This window comes from Mesorhizobium sp. M0870, from assembly GCF_040319775.1.
Taxonomy (GTDB): Bacteria; Pseudomonadota; Alphaproteobacteria; order Rhizobiales; family Rhizobiaceae; genus Mesorhizobium.
In genome coordinates, this window is sequence record NZ_JAMYOI010000015.1 from 1 (window position 1) to 18,815 (window position 18,815).

Genomic DNA, 18,815 nt, shown 5'->3' on the forward strand with positions numbered 1-18,815 from the left:
CCCGTTTTTTTTTTTTTTTTGGGGGGGGGGGGGGGGGGCCGCCCCCCCCCCCCCCCCGTGGGGGGGGGGGGGCCCCCCGCCCGGGGGGGGGGGGGGGGGCTCTTTTGCAGCGCCGCGCCCCCACCCCGTCCCACCGACCTTGCTTCGCAACGCCGGTGCGCCGACCCTCCCCACAAGGGGGAGGGTGAAGCGCTGCGGCGCTTGCGCCTCTTTCTTTGCGGCCATCCTTCGCGTAAGGCGCCGGGCAAATCCTTTCACGCAAGCATATGGCCCGGACACCGCATGATCAGACTGGAAAGCATCAGCAAGCAGAACGGCCGTCAGCTTGTCTTCATCGAAGCGTCGGCGTCGCTGCAGAAGGGCGAGAAGGTCGGCCTCGTCGGGCCGAACGGCGCCGGCAAGACGACGCTGTTTCGCATGATCACCGGCCAGGAGCAGCCCGACGAAGGCCAGGTGCAGGTCGATCGCGGCGTCACCATCGGCTATTTCAGCCAGGATGTCGGCGACATGGAAGGCCACAGCGCCGTGGCCGAAGTGATGAACGGCGCCGGGCCTGTCAGCGAAGTCGCGGCCGAGATGGCAGCCCTCGAGGCGGCCATGGCCGATCCCGAGCAGGCCGACCGGATGGACGAGATCATCGAAAAATATGGCGAGGCTCAGCACCGCTTCGAGGAACTCGACGGTTATGCGCTGGATGGCCGCGCCCGCGAAGTGCTCGACGGTCTCGGCTTTTCGCAGGAGATGATGGACGGCGATGTCGGAAAGCTGTCCGGCGGCTGGAAGATGCGCGTGGCGCTGGCCCGCATCCTGTTGATGCGGCCCGACGCCATGTTGCTCGATGAGCCAAGCAACCATCTCGACCTGGAAAGCCTGATCTGGCTGGAGTCCTTCCTGAAGAACTATGATGGCGCGCTGTTGATGACCTCGCACGATCGCGAGTTCATGAACCGCATCGTCAACAAGGTGGTCGAGATCGACGCCGGTTCGCTGACCGCCTATTCCGGAAACTACGAATTTTACCAGCAGCAGCGGGCGATCGCCGACAAGCAGCAGCAGGCACAGTTCGAGCGCCAGCAGGCGATGCTGGCCAAGGAGATCGCCTTCATCGAGCGCTTCAAGGCGCGCGCCTCGCATGCCGCACAGGTGCAGAGCCGGGTGAAGAAGCTGGACAAGATCGACCGCGTCGAGCCGCCGAAGCGGCGCCAGACGGTTTCGTTCGATTTCCTGCCGGCGCCGCGCTGCGGCGAGGATGTCGTGACGCTGAAGAACGTCCACAAGGGCTATGGCAGCCGCTCCATCTATGAGGGGCTCGACTTCCAGGTCCGCCGCCGCGAGCGCTGGTGCATCATGGGCGTCAACGGCGCCGGCAAGTCGACGCTCCTGAAGCTGGTCGCCGGCGCTTCCGAGCCCGACACCGGCACGGTGGCGCGCGGGCCAAGTGTCAAAATGGGTTATTTCGCCCAGCACGCGATGGAGGTGCTGGAAGGCGAGCGCACTGTGTTTCAGACATTGGAGGACGCGTTTCCGCAGGCCGGCCAGGCGCCGCTCAGGGCACTTGCCGGCTGCTTCGGCTTTTCCGGCGACGAGATCGAAAAGAAATGCCGAGTGCTGTCAGGCGGCGAGAAGGCGCGGCTGGTGATGGCGCTGATGCTGTTCGACCCGCCCAACCTTTTGGTGCTGGACGAGCCGACCAACCATCTCGACATCGCCACCAAGGAGATGCTGATCACGGCACTGTCGCAGTACGAGGGCACCATGCTTTTCGTCTCGCATGACCGGCATTTTCTGGCGGCACTTTCCAACCGCGTGCTGGAATTGACGCCCGAAGGCATCCACACCTATGGCGGCGGCTATACGGAATATGTCGAGCGGACGGGGCAGGAAGCACCGGGGTTGAGGAGCTAGCCCTTACCGCAGCGAGATGCTCATGCCGCTGAGGTCGGCGTTGACCTGCAGGCCGACCTGCCTGCCCGTCAATTCGAGCCGGGCGCCCTTGTCGTTGCTCATGACGATCACCTGAGCCCCTTTGCCAAGCGCGCCGCCACCGCCTGCCGCACCATAGACCCCGGTCACGTCGCGGGCGCGTCTGATGTGACGCACGGTGCCGCGGAAATATGTCTTGGACACGCCGAAGGCCAGGCCTCCGGACACGGCGCCGATCGAGATCGGGTAGCTCTTGCCATGGAATGTGAAGGTGCCCTTGCCTCCGGAACCACCGACGAAGAAGGCCGCCTTGTAGACGGAGAAGCGGATCGTGCCGCTGTCGGCATGCGCGGCGCTGGCAAAGCCGATGCTCGCGGTGGCGATGGCGGCAACCGCGATGGAACGAAATCCGGATGAAATCTTCATGGTGAGAACTCCTCAATGTCGCCGCTTTGCCGGCCGCAGCGTGGGATCAAAGTTACAACTGAACAGTCTCGCCCGTGATTTGGTTCCAGGCCCCGCGATTTGGTTCCAGGCATGGGTTCGAATCCGGGCGGGCTGGAGGGCCGGGGAGAGGGCGGCGGGTTGAGGAGGGTGGGGAAGGCGCCCGACCGCAGCTATCGCCTTGTGGGATGAAGAGGTCTATGCAGGCCCTCTACAAGGCTCAGGAGAGGCTTCGGATGAGAATCGCAATCTGCCTCGCATTGACTGCGGCAGTGGCCGGATGCGCGACCTCCCCGGTCGACTATGAGGCGTCGCTTTCGCAGCAGGACCAGAAATGGGCTTCGCCGGCATGCCAGCAGGCCCGCATGGCGGCTTCGGATTACGAGGCTCGCGAGAAACAGCATCCGGGGTGGGGATTCGGCGTCTTGCTTGGTCCATACTCGATGGGGCTCGTCGCAGCCATCAAGGAGCATGAGCAGAAGCAACGAAAGCTGTTCGCCCGCGAAGTGCACCTGCAATGTTCAAGCTTGCCGCTGCCGAAGGAACTGCAGGGCGATTTGAACCCTGGCGTGCCGCCGACGAAGTATCCATAGCCCTGCCGCGCCTTCCCGGCCCCAAAGGCACCGGGGCTGCGAAGCGGCGCGAGTGGAGAGCCGCCGTTGGACCTAAGCAGTCATGGCGCGATCAACATCAGCCAGTAAGTGCCAAGCAAGTCACCACTTGACCCGCAAGCCCAGTGAACCGGTCAGCGCATGACTGTCACCGAAGTCTTTGAGGCCCGTCCGGGCGGCGGCTTCGCCGAACACCGAGAACCTGTCGTCGGCCCAGTTGATCGTGCCGCCAATACCGAGGCCGCCCCAGAGTTGCTCGTTGCGGTTCGAAAGGGTGCTGCCGGCGAGGTCGACAGATGAGCCATCCTCAAAGTCGTAATAGAGGTTGGCGATGCCGTAGAGATTCGTGTGGCCGGCGCGGCCCGTGCGGTCCTGCCACTGCGTCTGATGGCCGAGCGAGAGGCCGAGGCGGCCAAGCAGGCTGTCGTTGGTGCCTGGGGTGACCCTCGCGCCAAAGGCGTCGGTGAAGGCGTCGAGGTCGACCGACGACCAAGCCAACTGGGCTTGCGGCGTCAGCGACCAATTGGGATCGAGCATGATGCGTTTGCCCGCTTCGACGCCGAGCGCGTAGCCGACACCGTTGTTGCCGTCGACGAGCCGCTGTCCGGCGGTCGCCGAATCGAGATTGCTGTCGTACCAGATCACCTGCGCCTGGCCGTCGAGGTAGAAGCCTTCCGCGCCGTACCAGGTCAGCGAGCCGGAAACCCCGGTGCCGGTGCTGTCGATCGACCCGCTGCCGAAGACCGACGAGACGTCGGCGGACACGGTGCCATACTGGAAGGCGACGCCGCCGATGAGCTGGCCGGCCGCGCTATCGGACAAAAGCATGTCGGCGCCGGTCTGCAGCCTCCAGGTCGATGTGTCATATGTCGTTGCGGTGGTGGAGCTTTCCGGATCGTAGGAGCCGCTGGTGCCCTCGATCCTGCCCCACAGCCCGATACCGGCCTCGGCCTTCACCTCGTCGGAGATTCCGTCGGCGCCTTGCGCTTCGATGGTCCAGGACCGGTTGCCGAGCCGCTGCTGCAGCGTGCCCAGCTGGTTGAAGGTCTGCAATACGCCCGCATAGGCCTCATAGAGCGGTGCGCCTGCCTGATAGAGCGGAGTTCCGGGTCCACCGCCATCGATCAAGGCAGAACGCAGATACCAGTCGCCGTCGCCGGTCGTGCTCGTGCCGTCCTGGTAGAGCCTGTAGGCATAGGCGCCGCCGACCACCGCCTGATCGCCTTCGAAAGTATAGTTGCCCTTTAGCGAGAAGCTGCCATTCGAGACGCCGCCGACATCGACGATCTTGATGCCTTCGACCGTCTGCGCCCCGCCGCCGCCGAGATTGACAACCTGGAGCGTACCCGTGCCTGACGTATCCCCGGCGATAACCAGCATGTTGGTCTGCGAGTTGTCTGCACCCAGGGCGGTGCCGATGAGAATGTTGCCGCCATTGCCGACATAGTCGCCGCTGACGGTCAGCTTGCTTCCAAGGCTGCCGGCAATGCCCACGGTCCCGGCATTGGTCAGGCCAGCAATGGTCTGCGAAGTGCCGGCGAGATCGAGCGTGGCGCCTGAGGCGACCGAGAACTGCGAGGAGGAACTGAATGCGTTTTCTGCGCCTGCGGCAAGCGTGCCGCCGCTGACCGATGTGGCGCCGGTAAAGCCTGAGTTGCCGGACGCGAGCACCAGGGTGCCCTGGCCGTCCTTGATGAACGTGCCGGCACCCGAGAGCACGCCGGCATAGCTGGAGTTGGCGACCTGGTCGAAGGTGAAGGAGTTGCCCGCGCCGATAGAGACATCGCCACCGAAGCGCTCGGCCGCCGAGACGAGGCCACCCTGGTCGACGGTCCAGTCGAGCAGCGAGGTGCCGGCTAGCTTCAGCGTGCCGGCACCGTCCTTCACCATCGTGCCGGTGCCGGAGATATCGCCGGCAAAGCTGGCATCCGCCACCTGGTCGAACACGACAGTGCCGGAATTGCCGATGTCGCCACGGATCGAAGCCGCGTTGCCGACCAGCGTGCCGGCACTCACCAGCGTGTTGCCGCCATAGCTGTTCGTTTCGGTCAGCGTCAGCGTGCCGGCGCCGGTCTTGGCAAGATTGCCGGCACCCGAGATCGCGCCGGACAAAGTGAGGTCGGCCAAGGTGTCGAAGGTACCGCCGGGCGCCGCAAGCGTGATGTCTCGCGCCGAGGAGAAGACGGCGGTGTTGCGCAGCGTACCGCCGGAGAGGGTCAGGTCGCCGGCGGCGTCGCCGAGATTGTTGTCGGCCGCAACCGAAAGCACGCCGCCCGAGACGGCCGTTCCGCCTGTGTAGGTGTTGGCGCCCGACAGCACCAGCGTGCCGGCATCGGTCTTGGTCAGGCTGCTCGCCCCGGTCAGCACGGAGGCGATGGTGGCGGTATAGCCTGCTCCGGCCAAGGTGCCGTCGCCGACCCGAATGATGCTCTCGCCGCCAGCGCCGGCAAGCGTGATGGCGTCTCCCTCGATGCGATAGCCGTCGGCGGCGAACTGCATTCCGGTGACCGCAAGCTCGCCAGCGCTGTCGTCGGCGCTGACGGTACCGCCAAGTGTCTGGAAGATGGCGAAACCGGGCTGCGGCTTCATCGCGCCTGTCACCAAGCCGGTGCTCGTCGTCCAGTTCGGGCTCGTCGCCGTCCAGGTGCCGTTGCCACCGTCGACCAGATTGTTGTTGGCATTCCCGGCCGCGTCACCGTCCCAGAACAACAGGTCATTGCCGGCGCTGCTGACCAGATTGACCTGGTTGGCGACCGAGGTCTGCACCGTCAGGTCGGCTGTCGTTACGCCGGCCGGCAGATTGCCCAACTCGAGGCCGTTGTCGGTCAGCGCGCCGCCATAATTGATCAGCCGGTAGACACCGGGGCCGAAGCCGCCGACATCGGTAATGTCGAGGCTGCCGTCCAGCGTCAGGTTTCCGGTCACCTCAATCAGGTCATTGACGCCGCCGCCGACAATGCCGGCTTGGCCAAGCTCATAATCAAGGATCGAGCCGGAGCTCAGGCTGAGCGATCCGACCGTGAGGGTGCCAGGGCTGGACCCCGGCGCCAGCATGCCGCCATCGGCGATGATGACCGCGCCGCCGATCGAGCCGGAGCCGCCCAGCGTCGCACCGCTGTTGACCGTCGTCTGCGAGCTGCCGAGCGAACCCTCGACGACAAGCTTGCCGGCCTCGACCGTCGTCGGGCCGCTGAGAGTGCTGGTTCCCGTAAGGCTCAGATTGCCAAGACCCTGCTTGGTAAGGGAGCCGCTGCCATCGATGGAGCCGGCAAAGGTGGCGTCGGTCGGCTGGTCGAAGACGAGCGCTCCGTCGTTGAGGATTCCGCCGGTGCCGAGGCTCGAGGCTTGACCGATCAACGTGCCGCCGGTGATCACCGTGCCGCCGCTGTAGCTGTTCAGGCCGGTCAGTGTCGTGCTGCCCGAGCCCTGCTGAACCACCGCGCCGCTGCCTGAGATCGTACCATCGACGATCAATGCATCTGAGCGGTTGAATGTCAGCGTGCTGTCGTCGAGGACATTGCCGACAATGCTGCCGCCATCGCCGACTTGGAGCGTGCCGTTATTGATGACAGTGCCACCGGTGTAAGTGTTGGCGCCCGACAAAACCATCGTGCCGCCACCGGCTTTCGTGAGAGCGCCTGCGCCGGAGATGACATTGCTGAGCGTGAGGGTCGTGCCGACATCAGTCAGAAACGTTCCGCCTCCTGTCAGGGCGATTGTCCGGCCGCTGGTGATGTCGGCGGTCGTCTGCAGCGTGCCCCCATTGAAGGTCAATCCGCCGGAGGCGGCGCCCAGATTGTTGTCACTCGAAATTTGCAGGGTCCCGCTGCTCAAAGTCCACGGCGTAAGGGCGGTCGTCGTCCCTGTCAGGGTCCAGGTGCTGCTTCCTGTCTTTTCATAGAGCCCGAAGCCGTCGTATTTGGCGCCAGCGCCGATCTTGGACACATCGAAACTGGCGTTGGTACCGCCGCCCAGCTTGAAAGTATCGGCAGTGCTGAATGCAACCACATTGCCGCCGATTACCGAGCTCGCTTGAAGCTCCAGAGAATTAACTCCGCCTGTGAACTCGATAGCCTTGCCGGTGATCGGAGTTCCACCACCGGCGCCGACGGCGCCGCCGCTGATCGTGCCCGCATTGATAACCGCGATGTTGGAGCCCTTGATCCCCGCGGCGCCATCGCCGCCGGCCAAGGAGCCCTGACCGCCACTGCCGCCAATGATCGTCGCACCTTGATTGTTGATGACGGTTCCACCTGAAAGCAGCAGAACAGCGGCGCCACCGTCGCCACCGCCGCCGAGAGTAGTTCTTCCGCCGGCGCCCCCGAGCAGATTCCCGCTGTTCTGGATTGCCCCGCCGCCGATCAGGACGATGGCAGCTGCGCCGCCACCACCACCTGATTGGACCCCAACTGTGGAGAGACTCGTGCCGCCGGTAACGCTGCCGCCCGCCTCTACAAACACGTTTGCGGACGAGAATATGCCGACGCCGCCACCACCGCTGCCGCTTTGGCCACTAGTCCCGCCTCGGCCGCCAGTGCCGCCACTTACCGATCCTGTACCAGTGACGGTAACGTCGGCCGTCGCACTGACGCCCACTCCGCCACCGCCACCGCCGCCGCTCCTGACGACGCCGATCGTACCAGGTGAGCCTGATGCGCCCGCCCCGCCGCTGATGCTGGTGGAAATAGTACCGTCTGTGGAGATGACCAGACCCGTAGCACCAGTCGCACCGGCAACGCCATTAGGATTGCTGGCTGTGGTAGTTAACGATCCCGATCCCCCAGGCGCACCGTTGCCCGTCGTGAGGTCAATGCCGCCGCCACCACCACCGGCAGCCGCCCCATTGGGGATACTCTGACCCGTGGCGCCCGCTAGTGCACCGTCCACACCCCCTTGTCCGGCCCCTACGCCGACGCCATTGCCGCCATCGGCCCGAGCCGGCGCGGCGCTCAGTGCAAGGGCAACAGTTAGGATCGTCAAGGCAGAAGTGCTGGAGCGAAGCGACACGACCTGCTGCAAGCGCGCGAGATGCAAAACCCAAATCCCATCGCGCGCCAACATCCGCTCCGCCATGCCAAAGCTCCCTGATTCCTGAGTGCGCCGAAAGCAGCATGAAAGCTATTCGCCCGCAAGACGTTTATAGTCATGAGAGCTACCAAGAAGCTAACAGTGACCAGTAAAATCAAGTCTGCGACGTTTGAGTGACAGATAATACGTCGATATTAGATCTAGCTTATCAAAGAGACCTTACGGAATCGCGAGAACAATCTCGCCGCATGGGTCTGCAGGGAAATTTTCGGAGCTCCTGGCCCTCAGCGATCCCATCGAGTGAGCTCGAAGGCTGCCCAGCGCAAGCCGGGTGGACAGAGCGTCATCACTGGACCGGGATTTCCCTCTCACGCCATACCCCTGTCGCCGCGGGGGCCTCAGCGATGTCAGCTACTGGGATGCGGCTACAGTCTGTTCGATGACCGACATGAGGCGCGAAGCAGACTTCCTCCCGGTCGGACGCAATAGCGCTTCGTAGAATTACGGTGACAGTGTAAATTACGGCGGCAGTGCACTTTTGCCCCGCCAGCTATCCGCCTACCCCCCAACCAACCTCGGCAACAAAAAAATCTCCGCCCCCTCCGGCAGCTTCTTCGACCACGTGTCCCTATAGATCGTCCCGTCGATCGCAACCGCGATGCCTTTGTCGATCCAGGGCTCGAGGCCGGGATACTGTTCAGCCAGCTTCCTGAACAGCTCCCTTATGTCCTTGGCCTCGATCTCGACCTTGCTGTTGCCTCCGGCGGTCGCGGCGAGCGAGCCCCAGAGCGTTACTTCGACCATTCGCGAGACCCCTATTCGGGATGGAGCATGATGTTATCCGAAAACCGCTCCGCACTTTTCGGCATCATGCTCTAGCCGCCTCGATCGCCGCCAGGATACGCGGCGGCGACATCGGGATATGCGTCATGCGCACGCCCGCGGCGTTCGACACCGCGTTGGCGATCGCCGCCAGCGGCGGCACGATCGACGTCTCGCCGACGCCGCGCACCCCGTAGGGGTGGTTGGGGTTGGGAATCTCGAGGATCTGCGTGTCGATCATCGGCAGGTCCGAGCAGACCGGGATGCGGTAGTCGAGGAAGCCGGCGTTCTGCAGCCGACCGTCCGAGCCGTAGATATACTCCTCGTTGAGCGCCCAGCCGATGCCTTGCGCGGCGCCGCCCTGGTACTGTCCCTCGACATAGGTCGGGTGCACCGCCTTGCCGGCGTCCTGCACGACCGTGTAGCGGATGACCCTGGTGGCGCCGGTATCGGGATCGACCTCGATATCGCAGATATGGGTGGCGAAGGAGACGCCGGCGCCATCGGCGACGAGTTCGCTGTGGCCGGCGATCGGTCCGCCGGTCTTGCCCGACTCGACCGCGATCTCCTTCAGCGACAGCTTGCCGAGATTGCCGTGCTTCTCGCCCTTGGCGATCGCGTGGCCCTTTTCCCAGACCACGTCGTCGACGGCAATGTCCCACATCTGCGCGGCGCGCTCGCGCAGGATCTTGATCGCATTGCGGGCGGCGGAGATCGTCGCCATGGAAGACGAGAAGGTGCCGCGGCTGCCGTCCGTCATGTCGTTGTAGCCGAGGCTGGACGTGTCGGCGACGATTGCCTTGACCTGGGAATAGTCGATGCCGAGCTCTTCCGCCGCCACCAGCGACAGCGACGCGCGCGAACCACCGACGTCGACCGTGCCGACGGCCAGCGAGACAGAACCGTCCATGCCGATGTTGAGGTCGGTGCAGGTCTGGCCACCGAAGTTGAACCAGAAACCGCAAGCCATGCCGCGACCCTGGTTTTTACCCAGCGGCGCCTTCATGTGCGGATGGCTCTTCACCGCCTCGAGCGTCGGGCCGATGCCGATCGGGCCGTAGACCGGACCGTAGGAGGATCTTGTGCCTTCCTGTGCGGCGTTTTTGATCCGGAAGTCGACCGGATCCATGCCGATCTTCTTGGCCAGCTCGTCGACCGCGCTTTCCACCGCGAACGCCGCCATCGGCGCCGAGGGCGCGCGGTAGGCCGCGGTCTTCGGCCGGTTGACCAGCACTTCGTAGCCGACCGTCTTGACGTTATCGAGCTTGTAGCAGGCGAACGCGGTCATGGCGCCGATCTCGGCCCAGGAGCCGGCATACGGGCCGCAGCTGTAGCGAAGCGTCGCTTCGGCGGCGGTGATCGTGCCGTCCTTGCGGGCGCCGATCTTGACGTCGATCGAGGTGGCGCTGGTCGGGCCCGAGGCGCGGAACACCTCGTCGCGGGTCATCACCAGCTTCACCGGCCGTCCGGCCTTGCGCGACAGCGCCAGCGCCACCGGCTCGGCCCAGACATGGGTCTTACCGCCGAAACCGCCGCCGATCTCCGAGGAGGTGACGCGCAGTTTCGAGGCTTCCATGCCAAGCAGCTGGGCGCAGTGCTGGCGGTAGACGAAATGGCCCTGCGTGCAGACCCAAAGGTCGGCGGTGCCGTCGGAACTAAAATTCGCCACGCAGGCATGCGGCTCGATATAGCCCTGGTGCGTCTGCTCGGTCTTGAAGGAACGCTCGACGATGAAGTCGGCGTGGCCGAAACCCTGATGGACATCGCCATGGCCAAACTGGCTGCGCTTGGTGATGTTGGAGGGTTTTACCGGCTTTTCCTCAAGGCCCTCGGTGAAGATGGCATCATTGATCAAGGGCGCCGTGTGCTTCGCCGCCTCGTCGACATCGGTGACATGCGGCAAAAGCTCGTATTCAATCTCGATGAGCTTCAGCGCCTGCCTGGCGGTGCGGGCGTCGATCGCGGCGACCGCGGCCACCGCGTGGCCGTCATAGAGCGCCTTCGTGCGCGCCATGCAATTGTCGAGAACGTCGTACATGGCGGCATCGCCATCGGTGAGGTCCGGCAGGTCGGCCGCGGTGATCACCGCCTTCACGCCGGCGAGCTTCTCGGCCTTCGAAATGTCGATCTTCACGATCCTGGCGTGGGCGTGCGGGCTTCTCAGAACGCGCCCGACCAGCTGGCCGGCCATGTTGAAGTCGGCGCCGTAGCGCGCGCGGCCCGTCACCTTGTCGATGCCGTCGGGACGGATCGGACGCGTGCCGACGGAGGTGAATTTACGTCCGGAAAAACGTGGATCGAAATTCATCTCAGGCTCCCTTCATCACGATGGCCGCGTCCTGGACGGCGCGCACGATCTTGTCGTAGCCGGTGCAGCGGCAGAGGTTCCCGGCAAGGCCGAAGCGGATTTCTTCCTCGGTCGGGTCGGGGTTCTTGGCCAGGAGGTCCTTGGCCGCGATCAGGAAACCCGGCGTGCAGATGCCGCATTGCAGCGCCGCATGCTCGAGGAATTTCTGCTGCAGCGGATGCAGCGTATCGCCATGGGCCATACCCTCGATGGTCTCGACGCGGCGGCCTTCAGCCTCGGCGCCTAACACTAGGCATGAACACACCAGCCGGTCGTCGAGGATGATGCTGCAGGCGCCGCAGTCGCCGGTGCCGCAGCCTTCCTTAGCGCCCGTCAGCCCCAGCCGATCGCGCAGGACGTCGAGCAGCGTCTCGTCCGGCTGGCACAGGAACTCGACGTTGTCGCCGTTGATTGTCGTTGAAACTGCTACACCAGCCATCATTTGCCTCCTGCACGTGCATAGGCGCTCGTGGCGGCCCGCTTGGCCAGCACGCCCGCAACTTTCCTCCGGAATTCGATGGTGCCGCGCTTGTCGTCGATGGGACGGCAAGCCCCTGCGCAGACCTGGGCGAGCCGCTCCAGCGTCGCCTCGTCCAGCTTGGAGCCGATGAGCACCTCCGCCGCCTCTTCGACCAGAAGCACCGTCGCCGCCACGGCGCCCAGCGCCACGCGGGCCGATTTGACCACACCGTGCTCATCGAGCGTCAGGTTCACGCCGGCGCTGACCACCGCGATATCCATTTCGGTGCGTGGAATGAAACGCAGATAGGCATCGCCCGAGCGCGGCGCTTGGCTGTCGAGCAGGATCGCCTCGATGATCTCGCCTTTGGCGAGTGACGTCTTGCCCGGCGCGGTCGGCACGCTCTGCACGGGGATCGTGCGCCGGCCCGCCGGCCCGACGACCACTGCCTTGGCGCCGGCGGCAACCAGCGCCGGCACGCTGTCGGCGGCCGGCGATGCGTTGCAGAGATTGCCCACGATGGTGCAGCGTCCCTGCACCTGCTTCGATCCGATCAGCTTGGCCGCCTCGACGACACCGGGCCATGCCTTCCTGAGCGCGGTGTTCTCCCCCAGGACGGCGCAGGGAACCGCCGCGCCGATGCTGAAGCCTTCAGCCGTTTCCCGGATCTCGCTCAAGCCGTCGATCGCCTTGATGTCGACGATCAGCTCTGGTTCGGCAAAGCCGCCCTTCATTCTGACCAGGAGGTCGCTGCCTCCCGCAAGGATGGCGGCCGTACCAGCCGACCCGGCCAACTGGCCAACGGCATCTTCTATTGAAAGCGGACGTATGTAGCGCATCGTCTCCCCTTGGTCATCGCGATTTCAGCGACCGTTATAAACAGTCTCCTCATAATGGCTATCCGGTTCCTCATCTGCGGCGATTAGGCCAGGCGCCGCAATATCCAGTCCAACAGACGGAAGGTGGCGCGCTGAATGGCAGCAACCGGCTTTGAGACGAGTTTCGTGAAACTTCGGTTGTGGATCAAGTGCGCTCATTCGCTTTTGTCCGCCATTGGACCGGAACGTCCTTTAAGCCGGGCAGAGCCGCTGCCTGGCCGCCCCGGCTGAAGCCCCCTGTGTTCGGCGGCCGCCCGAAACGCCTGCGGCGGCTGGCCAAGGGTACGCAGGAAGGCGCGCCGCATGCGGCCGGGATCGCCAAAACCGGCGGTTTCGGCGATGCGCTCAAGCGGGAGATGGCTGGTCTCGATCGCCGTTCGGGCCGTCTCAAGGCGCATGCGCTCTACGGCTTTTGCCGGCGTGACGCCGGTCTCGGCGGTGAAGGCGCGGGCGAAGTTGCGGGGACTCATGGCCGCGTGATCGGCCAGGCATTCGACGGTCAGCGGTTCGGCCAGGTTTGCCCGCACCCATTCGATCAGCGCGGCGAAGCGGCCGGTGGCGTCGGCATCAACATGCTCCCGCACGCTGTCAAGGAGTTGGCCGGGCTTGGGCTGATGCCGGCGCTCGACGCGGAGGGGGTGAGGACACGCGAGCTTGTCTACACCAACCGCTTCGGCCAGATCGTATGGCAGGAATTGCGCGGCATCGATGCCGGCTATGAGGTTCCGCAAATCAGCATTCATCGCGGCAGACTGCTGGGGCTGATCCACAGGGCCGTGGTGAACAGGCTTGGCGGCGACATCATCAATACGGCAAGCCTTGTCGATGCCTTCGAGCAGAGCGAAGGCGGGGTCGTGGCGCATTTCCGCCGGCATGACGGCTCGCGAGGCGAGGCGCATGGCGACCTGCTCATAGGCGCTGACGGGATCCATTCCGCCGTCCGGGCCGTGCTCTATCCCGAAGAAGGGCCGCCGATCTGGAACGGCACGATGCTGTGGCGCGGCGCCACGCCATGGCCGGTCTGGCGCGACGGGAGCACCATGGCGGTTGCCGGCGGCAATTTCGCCAAGTTCGTGTATTATCCGATCGAACCGGATCGCGAAGAGCCGGAGACCAGGCTGACAAACTGGGCGGTGATGGCCAATACCGGTGATAGCGGCACATCACCGCTGCGTCCCGGCGACTGGAGCCGCCCGGGCGTGATCGACGATGTGCTGCCCTTCGTGCGCGACCGGTTTCAGCTTGATTTTGTCGACCCTGCCTCGATCATCCAGGCAACGGATGGCTTCTACGAATATCCGAACTGCGACCGCGACCCGCTGCCGCGATGGTCGTTCGGGCGGGTGACGCTGCTCGGCGATGCGGCGCATCCCATGTATCCGGTCGGGTCGAACGGAGCCAGCCAGGCAATACTCGACGCCGGTTGCCTCGCGATGCATCTGGCCGCGGGACCAACCGTCGAAGCCGCGCTCGCGCGATATGATGGGGAGCGGCGGCCGGCCACATCGGCCATCGTGCTGGCCAATCGGCAAGGCGGGCCGGAAGCGGTCATAGACTTGGTCGAGGCCCGGGCGCCGCATGGCTTTGATGACATCGACGCCGTCGCTTCGCGCGAAGAACGCAAGAGCGTGGTACGCGGCTATGCGTCCCTGGCCGGGTTTGCAAAACCGAATTGACCGGGAGCGGGCGTTTTTGCGCCCTAGAGATCGGCCTCGGCGAAGATGCGCGAGGCCCAGTCGAGGAAGACGCGCAGGCGTGGCGAGAGCTGACGGTTCTGCGGGTAGAGCGCCGACAGCGGCGTTGGCGATGGCGGATAGTCGACCAGCACCTCGACGAGCGTCCCATCCGCCAGATCCTTTTCGAAGCGATAGCGCGGCGCCTGGATGAGGCCGAGGCCAAGCCGCGCCAGATCGGCGGCGGTGTCGGAATTGTTGGCGGCGACGCGGCCTGGCAGCCGCACCTCACGGATATTGCCGGCGACGGTGAATTCGAACGGAAGGGTCTCGCCAGTGCGCGACGAAACAAAGCCCACCGCCTGGTGACCGTCGAGCGCATCGGGGGAGGCGGGCGTGCCGTGGCGTTCGAGATAGCCAGGGCTGGCGCAGGTGATCTCGCGGATGACAGCCAGCCGCCGCATGATCATGCCGCTGTCGGGTAGCTCGCCGACGCGGATGACACAGTCGACGCCTTCACGCACGAGATCGACCAGCCGGTCGCTTTGGCCGATCTGCAGGTCGATTCTGGCATAGCGGTCGAGGAACTCCGGCAGGCGCGGCAACAGGAATGTGCGGGTGAGCAGCGTGCTGGCGTCGATGCGCAGCAGCCCGAAGGGCTCCGCATTGCGGAAGGCGGCTTCGGCATCCTCGATTTCGGCCAGGATCGACAGGCAGCGCCGATAGTAGGCTTCGCCGTCCTGGGTGGCGTTCACCTGCCGCGTCGTTCGTTCCAGAAGCCGCGCGCCGAGATGCTCTTCCAGTCGCCGGATGGCTTCCGTCGCCGTTGAACGCGGCAGGCCGAGATCGGCTGCGGCAGCGGTGAAGCTGCGCCGCTCCAGAACGCGAACGAAGAGCCGCATCGTGTCCAGTCGATCCATGGCCTTTGTTCGCAGTTTCCGAATAGTGATGTCAATAGGTGGCTATTATCCGGAAAGCGGGCCGGCCTATATCCGTGTCACCAACACGGAGAGACTTCCATGACATCCAATCAAACAGATACGGGTGGCCAAACCAGAACCGCGATCGTGACCGGCGCCTCCAAAGGCATCGGCGCCGCCATCGCACAGCGGCTCGCCCGCGACGGCGTCGCCGTCGTCGTCAACTATGCACGGGGCCGCGCCGAGGCCGAAGAGCTTGTGCGCAGCATCGAAGCCGGCGGCGGCAAGGCGATCGCCGTTCAGGCCGATATCGCCGATCCGAATGGGATCCCGGCGCTGTTCGACGCCGGCGAGAAGGCGTTCGGCGGCATCGACATCCTCGTCAACAATGCCGGCGTCATGAAGACGTCGCCGATGGCGCAGACCGACGATGCTTCGTTCGACACGCAGATCGCGATCAATCTCGGCGGCGTGTTCCGCGGCATGCGGGAAGGCGCGCGCCGGCTTCGCGACGGCGGCCGCATCGTCAACTTCTCCAGCAGCGTCGTTGGCCTCTACCAGCCGGGCTATGGCGTCTATGCCGCCACCAAGGCCGGCGTCGAGGCGATGACCCACATCCTGGCCAAGGAGCTCGGCGCGCGCCGTGTCACCGTCAACGCGGTGGCGCCCGGACCGATCGAGACCGCGCTGTTCACGGACGGCAAGAGCGAGGCGCAGATCGAGGCCATCGGCAAGATGATCCCGCTCGGCCGGCTCGGCCAGCCCGACGACATTGCCGGGCTGGTCTCGTTCCTGGCCGGTCCGGACAGCTTCTGGGTCAACGGACAAATCATACGAGCCAATGGCGGCGTCGTCTGAGCCGTCACCGACCGCTCCACCCCGAACCTGAAATTCCACAGAAAGGAAAAGATCATGCCATTCGCCAACATCAAGTTACCGCAAGCGGCGCTCTCCATGGCGCAGAAGGAAGACCTCATCCATCGAACCACCGCCATGTTCGTCGACTTTTTCGGCGAGGGTGTGCGCCCCTTCACGATGGTGCTGGTGGAGGAGGTCGCCGACGGCGGCTATGGCCGGGCCGACGAAGTGTTCGTCGTGCCGGAAGTTTTTCGTACGAAGGAGTAGCGCAAAGGCCAGCGACAGCTCTGGCAAAACGGGGACCTGAATCCAGATTCTTCAAGATTTGCGCCAGCACCCCCACCCGGACCTTCGGTCCGACCTCCCCACAAGGGGGAGGTAGGGAGCCCAGCTTTTCCGCATTTCCAAAAAGGCGCTGTTCGGCAGGCGGGCAGGGCGCCTTCCTCACCCTCCCCCTTGTGGGGAGGGTCGATGCGAAGCAGCGGGGTGGGGGGTCTGCGCGGCGCTGCAGCGCTTGGGTTTGCAAGCGTAGACCTCCGCTTCAATCGCCCTTCGTCGCACCAATCCAGTCAGCCGCCATTTCGGCAAACAGCCAGTCGCGGAACGCCCTGATCTTCTTCTGACGCAGCGCGCCGTCGCGGTAGACGACGTAGTAGCGCGAGGCGGATTTCAGCGCGCGGTCGAAGGGACGAACCAGCCGCCCGGCGGCGAGGTCGGCCGAGACCAGCGCGCTTCGGCCCAGCAGCACGCCTTCGCCATGCACCGCGGCCTCGACGGCGAAGGTGGCGGAATCGAAGCGCACGCCGCGCTTCGGATCGACATCTGCCACGCCGGCATGTTGCAGCCATGTCGCCCAGTCGATGCGAAAGGCATCATGGATCAATTTGTGATGCCTGAGATCCGCCGGCAAGCGCAGCGGATGTTCGCCTTGCAGCAGTTCCGGGCTGCAGACGGGGAAGACCTCTTCATCGGCGAGAAATTCCGCTGTCACTCCGGCATAGCCGCCCTTGCCGTAGCGGATGGCGATGTCGATGCCGTCGCTGACGAAATCGGAAAGCACGCCGGAGGTCGACAGCCGCACGTCGATATCGGCGTTGGCGCGGTGGAAACGATGCAGCCTCGGCACCAGCCAGCGGCCGGCAAAACCGTCCGAAGTGCTGACATTCAGGATGCCTGTCGTGCGGTCGGGCGTGGCGGCGATGGTGGCGGCGGCGATCTGGTCCAGCGCCGTCCTGACTTCCGATGCATAGGCGGCGCCCACCGGCGTCAGGCGAACGGACCGCGTTCCCCGATCGAAAAGCTGGATGCCCAGCCTGTCCTCGATGTTGCGGATTGCGCGGCTGACCGCGCCATGGGTGACGTTGAGTTCAGCCGCCGCCTTGGAGAAACTCAGATGCCTGGCGGCGGCCTCGAAGGCGGGCAGGGCAGTGAGGGGCGGTAGTCTGCGCGGCATGATCCACCTGTGAGCGTTGCTCACAAATCCTGCACAAAGAGTCGTTTGTCGTCCAGCCCAGAAATGTTCAATCTGTTGGTGTAGCAGCGCATGCAGATCGGATTCTCCATCTCACCGTTGCGCTGAACGACCAGAAACAGTGTGAGCAATCGTCATGCTCGTCCTCCGCGGACGGCGTCGGCACGCTTGCGCCTAGGCAAATACAGGAGACGGACAATGAACCCGACCTTCGAATCCATCGGCGCCGCGATGAGCGGTCTTGCACTCAGAACCGCTGCAGTCGTCGAGCGCCGCCGGGTGCTTCGCCGAGTTTCACGCTTCTCGAATCCTCGCTTGCACGACATCGGCTTCGAGCGCGACTGGGACGGTTCCATCCTGCGCAATGGGAGGGCGATATGACCAGCACCCTGATCATCGGCGCGACGGGGCTGCTGGGTGGCGAGATGGCGAAGGCCAGCGCAGGCAATGGCGATCGCCTGCACGTTCTGGTTCGTCCGGCAACAGCCGGTAATGAAGAACGGCTGCGTTCGCTGAAGGAGCTCGGCGCCAAAATCCATGTCGGCGATCTCGACGACTATGACAGCCTTGTCCGCGCCGCCGGTGCGGTGGATCGCGTCATCAGCTCGGTGCACGTGGATTCGGCCAGCGAGATGACGCTGGTGCGCGCGCTCAGAGATGCCGGCGTCTCCCGCTATGTACCTTCCGCCGGCTTCGGCCTCGACTTTGCCGCCGCTGCACCGGGCTCGGTTCCGCCGCTCGACCTCAAGCGAGCCGTGTTCGACGCGATCAGGCAAGCGGATCTGCCCTATACGGTGATCTACACCAACGGCTTCTTCTCGACCTGGGTGACGACGCTGGGCGACCTGATGCGCTTCGGCTCGTCGCCCTTGCCGTCCGAAGAGGTGACGCTTTATGGCGACGGCAATGTGCCGGCGACGTTTGTCAGCGAGAAGGACATCGCCGCCGTCACCTTGCGCGCGTTGAACGACCCCAGTGCCATCCGCAGCGAGATCCGCATCGCCCAGAACGAGATCACCCAGAACGAAATGATCGATCTGTGGCGCCGGGTGAGCGGCCGCTCGCCGCGCATCGTGCCCCAGAGTGCGGCGGAGCTTGAGGCGATGATCGCATCAGCCCCCTGGCTCGGACTGCTGCGGGCGTTTTGGATACGCGGTGAGACGGCGCTCGAAACGGCCACGCCGGAAGCCGGCGCGCTCTATCCGGAGCTGACGTTCGAGACCATCGAGAGCGCCTTTGTGGCGATGGCGGGCACCGCTGGGCGGTAGGAGCAGAAGCGCGGCGGCGCAACTGCCGATCTCCCCCACTTGTGGCAGGGCTATCGCATATGGAATTCCTGAGATGTCTGCCCGGCACGGACCCCCACCCCTAACCCCTCCC

Annotated in this window: 16 protein-coding genes; 7 read left to right on the top strand and 9 right to left on the bottom strand. The window is 64.8% G+C overall.

Annotation, left to right across the window (positions count from 1 at the left end; genetic code table 11):
• The first annotated feature begins 282 nt into the window (after positions 1-282).
• A complete protein-coding gene (gene abc-f / locus NKH97_RS18905; protein WP_352773983.1) occupies positions 283-1,905 on the top strand; it encodes a ribosomal protection-like ABC-F family protein in 1,623 nt (540 codons plus the stop codon).
• 3 nt (positions 1,906-1,908) lie between these two features.
• Here the strand turns inward: abc-f and NKH97_RS18910 are convergent, their stop codons facing one another.
• On the bottom strand, positions 1,909-2,349 hold the full coding sequence (locus tag NKH97_RS18910; protein ID WP_352798404.1) for a lipid-binding SYLF domain-containing protein: 441 nt from the start codon (positions 2,347-2,349) through the stop codon (positions 1,909-1,911).
• Positions 2,350-2,603: 254 nt separating this feature from the next.
• Here NKH97_RS18910 and NKH97_RS18915 point away from each other — a divergent pair, with 254 nt between their 5' ends.
• Positions 2,604-2,960, top strand: coding sequence for a hypothetical protein (locus NKH97_RS18915; RefSeq protein WP_352798542.1), 357 nt, complete (start codon positions 2,604-2,606; stop codon positions 2,958-2,960).
• Between the two features lie 120 nt (positions 2,961-3,080).
• Here the strand turns inward: NKH97_RS18915 and NKH97_RS18920 are convergent, their stop codons facing one another.
• The 6 genes from NKH97_RS18920 to NKH97_RS18945 form a co-directional block, all read right to left on the bottom strand.
• Entirely contained in the window at positions 3,081-7,958 is a 4,878-nt protein-coding gene (locus NKH97_RS18920) for an autotransporter outer membrane beta-barrel domain-containing protein (protein ID WP_352798406.1), read from the bottom strand.
• 606 nt (positions 7,959-8,564) lie between these two features.
• Positions 8,565-8,810, bottom strand: a complete 246-nt coding sequence (locus NKH97_RS18925) for a MoaD/ThiS family protein (protein WP_352798408.1) — start codon at positions 8,808-8,810, stop codon at positions 8,565-8,567.
• Positions 8,811-8,874: 64 nt separating this feature from the next.
• Complete coding sequence (locus tag NKH97_RS18930) at positions 8,875-11,136, bottom strand: xanthine dehydrogenase family protein molybdopterin-binding subunit (RefSeq protein WP_352798410.1); 2,262 nt, start codon at positions 11,134-11,136, stop codon at positions 8,875-8,877.
• A 1-nt stretch (position 11,137) separates the two neighbouring features.
• The gene (locus tag NKH97_RS18935; protein WP_352773997.1) at positions 11,138-11,614 is read right to left on the bottom strand and encodes a (2Fe-2S)-binding protein; all 477 of its coding nucleotides are present in this window, start codon (positions 11,612-11,614) and stop codon (positions 11,138-11,140) included.
• Positions 11,614-12,474 carry an FAD binding domain-containing protein gene (locus NKH97_RS18940; protein WP_352798413.1) on the bottom strand — a complete coding sequence of 287 codons (861 nt, stop codon included), beginning with the start codon at positions 12,472-12,474 and terminating at the stop codon, positions 11,614-11,616. The genes NKH97_RS18935 and NKH97_RS18940 overlap by 1 nt, the downstream gene beginning before the upstream one ends.
• Before the next feature lie 194 nt (positions 12,475-12,668).
• The gene (locus tag NKH97_RS18945) at positions 12,669-13,097 is read right to left on the bottom strand and encodes a helix-turn-helix domain-containing protein (protein WP_502897082.1); all 429 of its coding nucleotides are present in this window, start codon (positions 13,095-13,097) and stop codon (positions 12,669-12,671) included.
• Here NKH97_RS18945 and NKH97_RS18950 point away from each other — a divergent pair.
• Positions 12,990-14,189 (top strand): flavin-dependent oxidoreductase, encoded by a 1,200-nt coding sequence (locus NKH97_RS18950; RefSeq protein ID WP_352798415.1) that lies wholly within the window; start codon positions 12,990-12,992, stop codon positions 14,187-14,189. The two genes, NKH97_RS18945 and NKH97_RS18950, sit on opposite strands and share 108 nt — an antisense overlap.
• A gap of 23 nt (positions 14,190-14,212) precedes the next feature.
• Here NKH97_RS18950 and NKH97_RS18955 read toward each other — a convergent pair whose 3' ends face one another.
• Positions 14,213-15,106 (bottom strand): LysR family transcriptional regulator, encoded by an 894-nt coding sequence (locus NKH97_RS18955; RefSeq protein WP_352798417.1) that lies wholly within the window; start codon positions 15,104-15,106, stop codon positions 14,213-14,215.
• Positions 15,107-15,205: 99 nt separating this feature from the next.
• Here NKH97_RS18955 and NKH97_RS18960 point away from each other — a divergent pair, with 99 nt between their 5' ends.
• Both NKH97_RS18960 and NKH97_RS18965 read left to right on the top strand, forming a co-directional pair.
• The gene (locus NKH97_RS18960) at positions 15,206-15,964 is read left to right on the top strand and encodes an SDR family oxidoreductase (RefSeq protein WP_352551327.1); all 759 of its coding nucleotides are present in this window, start codon (positions 15,206-15,208) and stop codon (positions 15,962-15,964) included.
• A gap of 54 nt (positions 15,965-16,018) precedes the next feature.
• The gene (locus tag NKH97_RS18965; RefSeq protein ID WP_352798420.1) at positions 16,019-16,231 is read left to right on the top strand and encodes a tautomerase family protein; all 213 of its coding nucleotides are present in this window, start codon (positions 16,019-16,021) and stop codon (positions 16,229-16,231) included.
• A gap of 274 nt (positions 16,232-16,505) precedes the next feature.
• On the opposite strand, the gene NKH97_RS18970 is transcribed toward NKH97_RS18965, so the two are convergent.
• On the bottom strand, positions 16,506-17,417 hold the full coding sequence (locus tag NKH97_RS18970) for a transcriptional regulator GcvA (protein ID WP_352774011.1): 912 nt from the start codon (positions 17,415-17,417) through the stop codon (positions 16,506-16,508).
• Between the two features lie 216 nt (positions 17,418-17,633).
• Here NKH97_RS18970 and NKH97_RS18975 point away from each other — a divergent pair, with 216 nt between their 5' ends.
• A complete protein-coding gene (locus tag NKH97_RS18975) occupies positions 17,634-17,816 on the top strand; it encodes a DUF1127 domain-containing protein (protein WP_128304585.1) in 183 nt (60 codons plus the stop codon).
• Positions 17,813-18,703, top strand: a complete 891-nt coding sequence (locus tag NKH97_RS18980; RefSeq protein WP_128304586.1) for an NmrA family NAD(P)-binding protein — start codon at positions 17,813-17,815, stop codon at positions 18,701-18,703. Before NKH97_RS18975 ends, NKH97_RS18980 begins: the two co-directional genes overlap by 4 nt.
• Positions 18,704-18,815: the final 112 nt, after the last annotated feature.

Bases quoted from the DNA above. Each gene is read 5' to 3' on its own strand.
- NKH97_RS18970 (WP_352774011.1), bottom strand. From the start codon at position 17,417: ATGCCGCGCAGACTACCGCCCCTCACTGCCCTGCCCGCCTTCGAGGCC.
- NKH97_RS18910 (WP_352798404.1), bottom strand. From the start codon at position 2,349: ATGAAGATTTCATCCGGATTTCGTTCCATCGCGGTTGCCGCCATCGCC.
- NKH97_RS18955 (WP_352798417.1), bottom strand. From the start codon at position 15,106: ATGGATCGACTGGACACGATGCGGCTCTTCGTTCGCGTTCTGGAGCGG.
- NKH97_RS18960 (WP_352551327.1), top strand. From the start codon at position 15,206: ATGACATCCAATCAAACAGATACGGGTGGCCAAACCAGAACCGCGATC.
- NKH97_RS18930 (WP_352798410.1), bottom strand. From the start codon at position 11,136: ATGAATTTCGATCCACGTTTTTCCGGACGTAAATTCACCTCCGTCGGC.
- NKH97_RS18940 (WP_352798413.1), bottom strand. From the start codon at position 12,474: ATGCGCTACATACGTCCGCTTTCAATAGAAGATGCCGTTGGCCAGTTG.
- NKH97_RS18935 (WP_352773997.1), bottom strand. From the start codon at position 11,614: ATGGCTGGTGTAGCAGTTTCAACGACAATCAACGGCGACAACGTCGAG.
- NKH97_RS18965 (WP_352798420.1), top strand. From the start codon at position 16,019: ATGCCATTCGCCAACATCAAGTTACCGCAAGCGGCGCTCTCCATGGCG.
- abc-f (WP_352773983.1), top strand. From the start codon at position 283: ATGATCAGACTGGAAAGCATCAGCAAGCAGAACGGCCGTCAGCTTGTC.
- NKH97_RS18915 (WP_352798542.1), top strand. From the start codon at position 2,604: ATGAGAATCGCAATCTGCCTCGCATTGACTGCGGCAGTGGCCGGATGC.
- NKH97_RS18975 (WP_128304585.1), top strand. From the start codon at position 17,634: ATGAACCCGACCTTCGAATCCATCGGCGCCGCGATGAGCGGTCTTGCA.
- NKH97_RS18980 (WP_128304586.1), top strand. From the start codon at position 17,813: ATGACCAGCACCCTGATCATCGGCGCGACGGGGCTGCTGGGTGGCGAG.
- NKH97_RS18925 (WP_352798408.1), bottom strand. From the start codon at position 8,810: ATGGTCGAAGTAACGCTCTGGGGCTCGCTCGCCGCGACCGCCGGAGGC.